Raw genomic sequence first — 13,568 nt, forward strand, 5'->3', positions numbered from 1 at the left:
AAACCGTATACATGTACCATTCATTTACAATGAATCAATTGATTATTCATAAATAAATTACTTACTTGCTCTTTCAATACACTTTAGTGCAATGGAACGCGAGCCGGTGATGCTGATAATTTGGCAATTATGATCTATTATCTTGATGGATCATATTCCCACATCCAGTTATTCATTCCCAATCCTACATATCCTTTCCCGTTTATACTAAATGCAATGGCATTTCGCTTGTCAATCAAATCAACTGGTTCTATTTCATTCCAAGATTGATATGGTGCATTCCATTTATAAAATGGATTCCAATACCCTATGGAGGCATATACTTGGTTGTTAATAACAAAACCTAACGATCGGTTATTGTCCCCACCTTGTGGAAAATCTTTTATCTTGGTCCACTTATTACTATCCGGATCATATCTATACATATACTTAATATCCGTAGCAAAATTTATACCTAAACCCACGAAAGCTTGAGAACTTGTTGATAAAGCTAGTCCATAAGACATTTCCTCAGGATAATCTGCTACCATAATCCAAGAATCTGCGTTTTCATCATACCTCCAAATATCGCTGAGATATTCGATGATACCACTTCCACCTCCTGTACCTATATAACCCGAGTTATTAACTTTAAAAGCAATAGCAGCTGTGCGCTCTTTACCATCAAAATCTTGAAGCTGCGTCCATGTATTATCCTTAATATTATATTTCCACCAATCTTTATAAAAAACACGATAAGAAGAATTAGAAAGACCTGTTCCAAAGAAAACATTGTCTCCATTAACGAAACCGGCTCCATTAAACCTTTTACTACCGGGAAAATCCTTTAGTCTTTTCCATTTATCTTGAGAAGGATCATATTCGAAAAACACTTTACTGTTATTTAATCCAATATATGCTCTCGAGTTATCAGAAAAACAACTAATATAACTATACAAATAATCTGATGACAATAATTCTTCTGGTGCATTTTTAAGTCTGAACCACTGATCATTTATGATCAGTTCATCATCAAAAGTCCATTCCTGCTCTGCAACTTGAACTGTTAAAGATAAATTTCGAGAAGGATAAATTATTTCATCTTGCGTGGGTAATTTTATCTCAATTTCGTTTGAACTTGCCTTAACTATTTCAACTAGCATTCCTCCAACATATATGAAGTTATTTTCTGCAAGCGGACTAAAATTCTCTCCTGATATCAGAATTGTACTACCTGTTAGAGCAATTTCTGGAGAAAAATGTGATAATTCCACAGGTAGTAATTCAAATTTTTGTGATGCAACTGAAGAGAACCCATTTAACTCAACTCTTACCTCAGAACTCTGTTTATTTAAATCATCTGGCACATTTACAATAATCTCTTCGTCAAAAACCTCCACTATATCAGCCTGAAAATCATCAAAAAAAACTTTTAATGTTTTGGTATTAGATAGTTTTGTGCATTTTATGGTAACCAAAGTTTCAAAATTTCCTGTATTTGGGCTAAAATCAAGTATTTCTGGTGTAATTAATTCAAATTGTTCTTCAGCAATTTCTATATTATTGAAAATGGTTACAGAAACATCAGACTTTACACTACTTAACCATGGAGGGACCATTGCAACAATTGTGTCTTGACTAACTTTTAAAATACGAGCAATTGAGGTATTAAACTTAACTGAATTATTAATTGATACATAACTAAAATTCTGTCCTGTAATAGTTATTGTATCATTTAGGTTACCCTTTTTAGGATAAAAATCCTCAATAATTGGAGCAGAACTTCCTAAACTCACAAACATAACCTGATTACCATAAGTAATGGAGCTTTTAGTTTGCATATAGCTACGCATATAATAAGTCTCTCCTTCTTTTAGAGAAGTTGTTATTTGCTGTCCAAATTCACCTCCATCAAAAGGCTCATACATCACATATTTTTCATCTTCTTTAATAATGGGATTTTCTTCCTTGCTCCAAGTAAAGCCATACTCTTGCACTTCTGAGCTATAGCCATTAATAACATTTGCAGAAAAATAGGCTCCTTCTTCTGAAATTTCATTAACCTGATTCGTTAATAAAAGGGGTAATTCAGATTGTTTTTCTTTATTACAAGATAAGAGAAACAAAAACAGCAAAGATATGGATATCAAGACCTTCATTCCTTAAAAGCTAAATAGTTTGAAATAACTGTTTTTACATGAATATGTGACGATAATTACCCAAGGTTATTATTAAACCACCCATAAAAGAATGCAGATAAGTACTTTCGCTATCATACCCGGTATAGATATTAGAATATTGAAGATGATATGCTAACTTTATTCCAACTCTTTGTGAAAAGCGGAAATTAATCTCAGGACTCAATTTATAGCTAAAACCAGAACTTGAATCTGTACTTTCAAATTTTGCATCAATGACTTCAGCTTCGGTTAACGGAATCACCTCATTATCTACTAACAGCATTCTTTCTCCGGAGTAATAATGAAATTGAGGTGCTGCTGCCAATCCAAAACGCAAACTATTTAATAAACCATTCTCTTTATGAGGAGAATGAATATTTACCTGAGGACCAAAAGAAATAAGCTTCCCTCCATCTGAACTTATTTGAGCAAATCCGGTGTATAAAGTTGGATCTGAGAACTGATAATAACCTAAAACAGCCCCCCCCGAAAGCCATGAATACATCTTGTGCCCATATGATATATCAATATTAAAGCCCGTAAGTCCTACTTCATCAGGGAAAAACATATTATTATTTCCACTTCCTGACAACGTTCCATATCCACCTGTAATTCCAATAATATGCTTGGTTTCCAAAAGTTGAGAAAATGTACTAATTGAATTAACTGTTAGAGTGAGTAATATGATAAAAGTGATTTTATTTTTCATAGTTAGTATTTATAAATAAAATTTTCATTCAGAAGAAATAGGTCATCATTATCATCATTAAATAATACGCTTTCATAATAACCGGGAAGACCATATTCATTTGGAGATGAAAACGTGCGATTGTCTAGATCAAAAAAACTAAAGGTGCGGTTATGATAAATGGCTATACCATTTTTTGAAGGTACAAAGTTTTTTTCCGTCCACATAAAGTCATCAATATCATATTCAATCACTTCATTAACAAGTAATGAGTTTATGTCTCTTATTTCAACATTAGTTTGCTTAAACAAGAATAATTCATAGTTATTAGCATAAGCATATATAGATCTTTCATAATTTGGAATGCTTCCGAAAAATTGAATATCACCACCATTATAATTATAAACTTTTCCATTACGTGTAATATACCATAATTCATTGTCACGTAGAAAAGTGGCATCAACCAACTCCGACATTTCAATTGCTGAAGCCTGCCATTGATCAACCACATCTTCAATAGTGTATATCATACCAAATTCATCAAGAAAAAATACATTGTCTCCAACTCTAACTATATCCATTAATGCAGATTCTATTCCCTCTACCCCTTTAATTGCTTTTGAATCTAGATTCACTAAATAACTATGCCATCCATCTCCTATAAAAAGATTGTCTTTCCATTTTAATCCTTTAGTATTCCAATTAGGGGGCTTCACAAAACCAGCAACACTATCAACATATTCAAAATCATCTTCAAAAGTAAAAGATAGTGCGTTACTTATCTTCTCCCCTCTAAGTTCTAGGTAAATCTCATATTCTCCTTTGCCAATTAACCACAGAGGATTAATCTGATTGTTTTTTAGGTTTTCGACCCTACCATTAAAGTGAAAAACACGATCAGAATCTAAGTGCTTTATCTTAAAATTAGTATTCCCTGACCACATGTTAATTGGAAGATTATCTCCATTTACAACAATTAGTTCATCCTTTCTACTATAACTATTCTTTTCCAAAGAGTTCAATTGGGGTTCCAGAATAGTAAATTCATTGGTTTCTGATCTACCCAAGATTTCGCTTTCATAGTAAAATTGATACAATCCTGGTAACAAATCATATCGTAATGACCATTCTCCCTTATTTCTAGTCATTGTTAAATAATGAGATTCTGTAACAGGTCCTTGCAGATAAACCATGCCAAAAGAACATCCCATAGCATTAACCATTAAAGTACCATTGACAATAGTTTCCATATCTATCATCTCAATATGTGGATTTTTAAAGCTGAATATACTCTCGAAAATTTTATCTCTACTTATTTTTTGTTCTATGTAATAGGCGTTATCCTTTTTCAATTCATAAAATACGTTTGTTAAGCTGAAAATAATTGAATCTTGATATTTGTGGTAATTAGCGACATTCATAAAGTGATTATCCACATAAATCGTCAATGGAAACCTTCTAAAGTCAATGTTATTACCTGTAATCACCATTTTATCTCCATAAAACACTCCGTCCTCTGGCAACCCATATATCTCCTGTTTATTATATTGAAAATCATTATCTACTATTATTTTTTCGCCAGCCTGACTTAATTGGAGAGAATATTCACCACCAGCACCAATGAATGGAACAATAAATGAAAGTTTATCTTTACTACCAGACAATAATTTACATTCATATCCATCAAGCAAAACATTTACATTTTCAGTATTAAACCAATCTCCACTTATTAATACTGTATCCGGGAATTGACCTTCTGTAATACTCACCTTTTCTATTATTGGTGAAAATATTTCAAAGCTTATGGTGTTTTTAGAATCTTGTTCATAAAGACTAACTGAGACCTCACTTTCCTTCTTATTTAATTCAGCAGGAACAATCGCATAAATTGTATCCTCACCCCCCCACACTTTTTTAGATAGAAAATGGTCAAATAGTACTTTATTGTTCTTTCCATACTTATCGAAGTTTTCTCCTGTTATAAGTATGGTATCACCCCAAAAAGCAACCGAAGGTTCTATTTTTGATATAACTGGCGGTTGCGAACCATTTGAATAGAATTCTACTTCATTACCATAAACCAGATGTTTTTCAGTTTTCACAAAACTTCTTACATAATACATTGTATCTGGGATAAGAACATTGTTGTACTTTAAAGAAAAATCTGAGTTACCTAATTCCTGTACATGAAGCAATTCATCCTCTATGGTTGGTTTCATATTCAAAGCCACCACAAACCCTTGCTCTAAAATGGCATCCTCACTATCAAGTAATATGGAAGCAGAAAAGGTAACACCGTTAGTTGTTGAACCATTAATTGCTACTTTCTTGGTCGATAGAACTAGAATATCAGATTTCTGATAGTCTTTTTGACAATTCACAAAGATTAAACTAAATATTGCGAGGAGTAAAGCATTTCTTATCGTGTTCATTTTTTCTAGCTAAGGTTTGAATTCGTTAAAATCTGATAGTGAAGTTGAAAAGTTATGCCCTCCTCCAACAAATGCAACATCGTCTATGGTAAAACAGACAGCCTGTTGTCTACCATCAAGATACTTAACTGCACTCCATCTATTGTAAATTGAGCTATATTTATAACAAATTGCATCGTAGGCACCGGGAATCAGGTATGCATCTTGACCAAGAGCAAATACGCACCTACCACTGTAGAATTGATACTCTTTCTGATTAGACTTTTTAATCCACATATTGGTTAAAGGATTGTATTGCCATAGTTGATCTACTCCACTATTTCCATTCCAAGTCATGATATATCCCTTATTATCTATTACAAAAGATAGATCAGCTCTGGCTGACCAGTTCTCTTCCGGGATGAAATCATCTAATTGTTCCCATTGATCAGAAGTAGGATCATAGCGCCAGAAATTATCAGTTTGCTCACCTGTACAAATATATCCTTTACCATATATAACAAAAGAAGTCATTCTGTTAACCCCTGTTTTAGGAAAATCACTTATACGTTCCCAGGTTTTATTTAATATATCATATTTCCAAAAGTCTTCATTGTCATTCCCACCTCCAACATATGCAAAATGGTCAATAACAAACGATACCATTTTATTCCTGCTATCCACTGGAAAATAACCTTCCTCTTGCCATTCGTTTAATTGAGGTAAATATTTATACATTAGAACTTTGCCTGATTCTGTATTAAAAGCTGTATAACCAAAACCTCCAGAACTAAAATTAAAAACTGCAGATGTATTATACCCGTGATCCGGGATAGAGCCTTTTTTTAACCATAAATCAGCAATATACACCGTTCCATCATAAACATATTCCTGAGTTGCCACAGTAACACTGACAGAAGCATCCCTTGTAATATATATACCATCTGGAATAACAACGTTAAGATAGGTAGCTGATGCCTCAATTACTTCTGCATCCTTACCATCAATTAAAACAACATTCTGCTCAGGTAGCGGATTAAAATTCTGACCTTCTATACCCAGAGTATTTCCAATAAAGACTTTGTCGTCTGAAACACTTTCTATAACGGGTGCTACTAATTGAAATAATTCATTGTAACAATCTTTACTTCCATCAACCATTACGCACACCTGCAATTCATTCTTAGTTACACCTGATGGAACAGTTGTTTTCAGCTTATTAGATGATACTTCAAGAATAGTTGCTGCTGTTTCGTTGAAATAAACTTTTACATTATCAGCATCATGACCACATAGATTTCTTCCGGTAATTATCAATTCATCATTGAAAGTTCCGTTAAGTACACTTATTCCTGAAACTTCGGGACTTCTATAATTAAAATACTCAACTGAACTTATAGTATCATCCTGAGATTCAATTAATATTTTCACCCTCTTTTCGTTCAATTTTGAAGGTACAATCACCTCCATAATACTATCTGAAGACGAAAGAATCTCAGCCTGTAAATTTCCGAAATAAACTTTATAACCTATACCATTTAACCTTTGCCCTTTAATGGATATAGTATCGCCCCATGACCCAACAGAAGGATTAAATGATGTAATTTGAACGGGTTTACTTCCTTTGCTATGAAAACTTACAACATCTCCAAAAACAAGATATTCCTGAGTTTTACTGAATGCTTTTACATAGTATTTCTGGTTTTTATACAAACTACCAGACATTCGGTATTTATACCTTCCGGTTTTACTAATATTTTCCAGTAAAATTTTATTTTTTGAATTGTCCCCCAATACAGCTGTTGTATCCCAGAAGAAACCTTGCTCAATAATTGGGGTATTTCCCGACGATAACACCTCGCCATTAAAAGTAGCTCCTTCGGAATTAATATTAGTTACCCCTAAGGTACTTACCCTTGGATATTCTTTTGAATCAACCACCTCTTTTTGGCAACCCAAATGAAAACAAAGAACATATAGTATTACTATTAAAATTATATAGCGCATAATCAAAATATTACACCCATTGTTATATTAAGAGAACTAATAACGGTTTCTACACCATTCTTTTCAGAATTAATATAATGATTATATCTCAATCTATTAAAAACTGTCAGTGATGTAAAAAGACGGTACTTTAACCCAATGCCTCCCATTAAGCCCTGATATGATTTTTCTAACACATCTAATTGAGCATATTTTGTTGACACAGTGCTACTTATCACATTTTCCACTTCATATTTTACCTCACTATCCAGTAAGTAGTTAATAAAGCCACCTGCGAAAATTTCCGGTCGTACATTTCCTTTGGGATAAGTATACCTTAATTCCATGCCTGTCAATAAATTAAAGGTATGTACATGGTAATAATTATTGACAACTCTATTATTCCAATACTCATCTGAACTGGTTGCGTAGAAATAGTCTTTATTTAACAAACCCGAAAAAGCCAGCGACATTTTCTCGTTTAACTTTGGCAGTTTCATGTTAAGAGTAACACCCAATTGAGCTGAATGACTTGCTGTAAAATCCATTTCATTAAAATAATACCCATCATTAAAAGTTAAACTTGCCAAAGAATAACCAATGCTGGGTTCTACTTCTATTGTAAAAACTGGCAACTCTTTTTCATAAATAATACATACTTCATCATCACATTTATAATCATGATATTTTTTTGTAATATTTATAAGTGATTTATGCGAAAGATTAGTTTTATTAATATCACTTTTCAATTCAGGGCAATCTTGAAATATATAGGTTAACATACCTCTATACCTTTGGTCATCGTATATATATGATGTTCCATTTCTTTTTATATTAACTTCATTGTTCTCAAGTTCCAACAAAGATCCTTCACCGTCATCAACGTAGTAGGCTGAAAAATTATGATTCTTATAATAGTAAAGGTTACGAATTCCACTTAGAAGAAACTCTACAAAAACAGTATCTTCCACACTCTCACTTTCAATATATTTCGAGATATAAAATTTGCCTTCATCAAATCGATATCCAAATATATCTTTTGCAAGATACTCTGTAACCATTTCACTTTCTTGCTTCTTAAAGGAACAAACCTTCATATTTCTAATATCGCCTCTATAGTCAACCATTCCATGTACAGTATCTAACGAATGTGTGATAATACAGCCTGGTCTAAAATCAGATTGCCCTAACAAATTGATTTTGGCACAAACAAGTATTAAAACAAAAAATAATAAACGTCGCATAATTTTTAAAAAGAACTTTTATATTTCATATCAACAAGAGGTACTATCTGTATCCCAACTTCATGCACACAACAAACAATTTTTAATTGCGTCCCTTTGTCTTTAATTATTTCTGCTTGAGTTATGGGACCTTTTAGTTTCATTTCGTAGCTAGCAAAATTAGTATACACTAGCAGCTTATGATTTAGGCCTCCCATTGCAACTACTCCCCCACCTTGCTTCACATCTATAGATAAGATCCAATTACTCCAAACGTTTTGACTTCTTAAAAAAGTTAATCCACCATCCTTATCAACTTTCCATTCCCACAAAACACCTTCGTCGCCAACAGCAAACAGCCTATTCTTCGTTTCATCCACTACCAGATCTCTTATCCATTTTTTGCTAACCTTGGTGCGTGTTAACCAATTAAAAGCTGGCCCCTTAAAAAATTCTACAACACCTTCTCCACTGGCAATAAGAGCCAAATCAAGCTTTTCAGAATATTGAATGGCTGTTATCGATTCTTCACAATTGTAAAATAACCTAGGCTCATCTTGTCCATTAATATTTAACTCATATACTTTTCCATTAGAACATCCTATTAACATTCTGGATTTGTATATAATTGGCGATAAACTGGTTATTCCGGAAGAGTCTACTTCCTTTTTATAAACTAAATTTTTTGTTTGTTTTGAAAAAACCAACAGGTCACCCTCTTTAGTTCCAGCAAATAAATATTCAGATTCGTTATTGCTAATTAGAGCTACAACTTTAGAGTTTAAAGAATATTGATAAGTATCTATAATCTCATTTTTTTTAATATCCCAAAATTGCAGGTGATCTCCGGCAGGATAACAAATAACCGCTTCATCTATAATAAAAAAAGTGGAAACACCTGAATCATAATCAGGAAGAGTAGTTAATTCAGTCTTTTGTGAGAGTATATTTAGTGACGAATACACACTAAAGAACACAATAGTAAAGCATAATTTCATATTAATTCGGACTAGGTAACATTTCAAATTTAACAAAAATAATATAATTCTACACCATAAGTGTTAGTCGTTTTTTTATCAGTATAAATAAATTATAACCTATAATTCATTGATTATGATGACAGCATTAAAATACCTATTTTTCTACCTTAAACAGATTTTGGAAAGATGGTTGGCGAAGCTGTAAATACTCTTTTGGTTGTTTTATTGGTTGGATCCCTAACTCTTCTGGGATTTATTCATATTTCTAATCCTTGGAAAATTAACCAAAAAGGGAATTACTACTTCGGTATCTTTTTGCTTTTCTGGGCTTCCTTTTGGGTGGATGAAATGGTAGACATTACTGCTAATCATTTATTAAGTCAAGATTTAAGTACTATCATCAGAAGCATACAAATATTAATAACCCCATTATTGTATTTTACCATTATCTTCTATTCAAATCCTTTTTACAAATACAAATTTAAAGACCTTATCCATCTAGTTTTACCTTTACTTTACACTGTTGCTCTTTCTATACAACTGCAAAATAACGGATCAACAAGTTGGCTTAATTATTTTATTATTGGTATTATTTCTTTTCAGGCTTTGTTTTATACAACCTTATCGTATATCAAAATCAGAAACCACAAAAAGAAAATACAAAAATTCACCTCTAATAATCAAGGAAGAGATCTCGTTTGGTTAGAGTATATTATTATCCAAATTTTTATAACCAGCATTGTAGTAGTGGTTGTTAATCTTTTTTTCGATTCCGACAAACCAGGAATTCTGGTTAACGGAATTAACGTGGCAGCCATTTATTTGATCTCTTATTTTTCATTACGCCAAAAAGAAATTTTCCCAATTAAAGAAGGGCGAGAAAAAGAGCTGGAGTATCTCAACAAAGATGAGAATGAGTCTGAACCCACTAAGCGCAAATTAATACCCGACAAGGAATTGGCATTTGCCAAGAATCAACTGGAAGTGATTATGCAAAAAGAAAAACCACACCTTGACAGCGACCTTAACCTGGTTAAACTGGCTGATATGCTGGAGATCACACCTCATCAATTGTCGTACACCATCAACAATGGTTTTAATCAAAACTTCTTTCAGTTTGTGAACCAACATCGTGTTGAAAAAGCCAAAGAACTTCTAAAAGACCAGTCGCACGATTATACTATTTTAGCCATTGCTTTCGAATCGGGCTTTAATTCTAAAACGTCATTTAATACCACATTTAAAAAACTTACCGGACAAACACCAACTGAGTTTAAAAAGACGGCAATCTGAATTATTGTAGAACTGTTGAATCGTTGAGTTGCCTATTTGTTGAATCGTTAAATTGAATAGCATCTCAGTTCAACAACTAAACGGTTAAACAATTCAACAATTTTACCGTTCGAACTCCCAAAAACAGGTTCGCATTCATAAATTGGAACGACTGAACTTGTTATAGCATCTACTTTCGCTCACGAAAAACAAAAAGTAATTGGATTTTATCATGAAAAAAGGATTAGTATTAATTGCCGTTCTTACTTTTATTATGAACGGCATTTGGGGGCAGGAATTGAGCCAATCAATTAAAGGAAGAGTTTTAGATGCAGATACACATCAGCCTTTACCCGGAGTAAATGTTATTTTAATTGGCTCCACCCCTCCTATTGGAACGGTTACTGATTTCAATGGTAATTACGAGTTGCCTGATATTCCATTAGGTCGTCAACGTGTTCAGTTTAGTTTTATGGGATATGATCCAACTATTTTTAACGAGTTGGAAATTCGATCAGGAAGAGCATTTGTATTAAATGTAAACATGAAAGAGAGCTTTCAGCAACTAAATGAAGTAACTGTTAAACCAGAGTTTAGAAAAGATAAGGCGCAAAACAATATGGCAGCTTTATCGGCCCGATCGTTTAGTGTGGAAGAAGCAAGCAGGTATGCGGGAGGATGGAACGACCCGGCACGATTAGCCAGTTCGTTTGCTGGTGTAACCATGTCGGAAGGTGTTAACGACAATGCCATTGTTATACGTGGAAATGCCCCCAAAGGAATTTTATGGAAGTTAGAGGATGTGGAGATTCCAGCTCCCAACCATTTGAATGGGGTTAACAACGGAGGAGGTATCGAAACGGTTTTTAGTGTCAACATGCTTGATAATTCTGATTTCTACACCGGAGCTTTCCCGGCTGAATACGGAAATGCCATGTCGGGGGTATTTGATATGAAGTTCCGCAACGGAAGCAACGAAAAACTACAATCCACCTTTCAGGTGGGTTCGCAAGGTATCGACATCAGTGCTGAAGGGCCGTTTAAAAAAGACGGAGATGCCACCTTTTTGTTTAACTATCGCTACTCAACCATGGGATTAATTGGTGAGTTTGTGGATGGCAACTTTGGCATGCCCAATTACCAGGATTTAAGTTTTAAGGTGCATCTTCCAATACAACAAGCAGGTGATTTCTCAATATGGGGAATTGGCGGAATCAGCAGCGTTGCTTTCGATCCGGATGAGGATGTCAACACCTGGACCAACACTTTTGACAACAACCAATATTCAACGGGTTCAGACATTGCAGCTACGGGCATCTCACATCAAATTAATACCGGATCTAAAACCTATCTGAAATCATCGGTGGCGCTTAGCTACGATAAATTTAGTATGGAGAGTAATCAGTGGCAACGCGATGGCAGCATTATTCCAATGGCAAATCATAACGAAGACAACACGCGGTTACTTTTAAGCAGCTACATCAATCATAAATTCGGGAACCGCCATACCAACCGAACCGGAGTTCGTTATACCAACACTCATTACAGCATAATGGTAAACGGAAATCCTGATCCTACAGAAGGTTCGGATTTAATACACATTGCTGATCAATCAGGAAATATTGGTCAGGCACAGTTCTTCACTCAAAGCAAATGGCGTATTGCTTCCACTTTTGATGTGATTGGAGGTATAACAGCTTCGTACTTTGATATGAACGATGAAATAATTGTTGAACCACGCATCAGCACGGTTTGGCGCTTTCGTCCTCAACACTCCATCAGTCTGGCATACGGAAAACATAGCCGACCTGAACTATTGCGATTTTATGAAGCGACTAATAACGATGGACATCTTTTAAATCCCGATCTGAAGGTAACTAAAACCAATCATTACGTGCTGGGATACGAGTACCGCATCAACTCGAACCTAAAACTGAAAATTGAAGGCTATTATCAACAGTTGTATGATGTACCGGTTATTGAGGGTAGCTCATACTCGTTGCTCAACTACCAGTGGGACGACTACTTTGAAGAAGCATTGGTAAACGATGGAACCGGAACTAACATAGGCGTTGATATAACCCTTGAAAGGTATATGAAACAAGGCTATTATTATATGATTACTGCTTCCATCTTTGATTCGAAATATAAAGGCGGCGACGGCGTTGAACGCAATACCTCTTTCAACCGAAATTACGTTTTTAACCTATTGGGAGGTAAAGAGTGGAGAGTTCGCGAAAACAACAGCTTTGGCGTAAATACTAAAATTGCCTTTATGGGCGGAAACCGATTTACTCCGGCTGATCAGGAAGCATCGCAACAGAATGAGATGGTGATTTTGGATGAGAATCGCGCCTTCGAATGGCAGGAAGATCCGAAGTTGTTTGTCGACTTGTCGGTCAATTACAAAATCAACCGACAAAAAACGGCTCATGTATTAACCCTTCAAGCCAAAAACCTATTGATGCAGAAAGAAATGTTTGGCTGGGCTTACGATTTTGGACAACAAAAAGTAGTGGAACACGGACTGGCCATGGCGTATCCTTATTTTACCTATCGCATAGAGTTCTAATTACAACTCAAAAGTAAAAAGTGTAAAGGATCGGATCTGAACATTACGAATTTAATGACGATTCGATCCTTGGTTATCCAAATCTATTTAGCTCATCAACCAACACCTAAAACACTTATCAATTCAAGCCTTTTCCCCGATTTTTTTTACAGATTCTCAACATGGCAAATTATTTGTTTGCAGATTCTGTATTGTTTTATTTCGAATTTCTCAAAAAGAACTTTGTAAAAATACATTTCCTTTGAATACTGATAATAATACCGGAGATGAAAGTCAT

8 protein-coding genes are annotated in these 13,568 nt (G+C 34.3%); 2 read left to right on the forward strand and 6 right to left on the reverse strand.

Annotated features, from left to right (window positions below; translation table 11 throughout):
* Positions 1 to 137 precede the first annotated feature (137 nt).
* From KEM10_RS08305 to KEM10_RS08330, 6 genes are read right to left on the reverse strand one after another with little or no spacing between them, the layout of a single operon-like run.
* Entirely contained in the window at positions 138 to 2,138 is a 2,001-nt protein-coding gene (locus KEM10_RS08305; protein ID WP_212215523.1) for an IPT/TIG domain-containing protein, read from the reverse strand.
* A gap of 34 nt (positions 2,139 to 2,172) precedes the next feature.
* Entirely contained in the window at positions 2,173 to 2,868 is a 696-nt protein-coding gene (locus KEM10_RS08310) for a hypothetical protein (protein ID WP_212215524.1), read from the reverse strand.
* 2 nt (positions 2,869 to 2,870) lie between these two features.
* Entirely contained in the window at positions 2,871 to 5,279 is a 2,409-nt protein-coding gene (locus KEM10_RS08315) for an IPT/TIG domain-containing protein (RefSeq protein ID WP_212215525.1), read from the reverse strand.
* Between the two features lie 9 nt (positions 5,280 to 5,288).
* Complete coding sequence (locus KEM10_RS08320) at positions 5,289 to 7,265, reverse strand: IPT/TIG domain-containing protein (RefSeq protein ID WP_212215526.1); 1,977 nt, start codon at positions 7,263 to 7,265, stop codon at positions 5,289 to 5,291.
* 2 nt (positions 7,266 to 7,267) lie between these two features.
* Positions 7,268 to 8,488 (reverse strand): hypothetical protein, encoded by a 1,221-nt coding sequence (locus tag KEM10_RS08325; protein ID WP_212215527.1) that lies wholly within the window; start codon positions 8,486 to 8,488, stop codon positions 7,268 to 7,270.
* Between the two features lie 5 nt (positions 8,489 to 8,493).
* Positions 8,494 to 9,465 carry a WD40 repeat domain-containing protein gene (locus tag KEM10_RS08330; RefSeq protein WP_212215528.1) on the reverse strand — a complete coding sequence of 324 codons (972 nt, stop codon included), beginning with the start codon at positions 9,463 to 9,465 and terminating at the stop codon, positions 8,494 to 8,496.
* Between the two features lie 168 nt (positions 9,466 to 9,633).
* On the opposite strand from KEM10_RS08330, the gene KEM10_RS08335 reads away from it, so the two are divergent.
* Together KEM10_RS08335 and KEM10_RS08340 are read left to right on the forward strand one after the other, a co-directional pair.
* Positions 9,634 to 10,740: a helix-turn-helix domain-containing protein gene (locus KEM10_RS08335; RefSeq protein ID WP_212215529.1), complete on the forward strand. Its 1,107-nt coding sequence runs from the start codon at positions 9,634 to 9,636 to the stop codon at positions 10,738 to 10,740.
* A 211-nt stretch (positions 10,741 to 10,951) separates the two neighbouring features.
* On the forward strand, positions 10,952 to 13,291 hold the full coding sequence (locus tag KEM10_RS08340; RefSeq protein WP_212215530.1) for a TonB-dependent receptor: 2,340 nt from the start codon (positions 10,952 to 10,954) through the stop codon (positions 13,289 to 13,291).
* The last annotated feature ends 277 nt before the right edge of the window (positions 13,292 to 13,568 follow it).

It is taken from the genome of Carboxylicivirga linearis (assembly GCF_018271995.1).
In the GTDB taxonomy this organism is placed as follows: Bacteria; Bacteroidota; Bacteroidia; order Bacteroidales; family Marinilabiliaceae; genus Carboxylicivirga; species Carboxylicivirga linearis.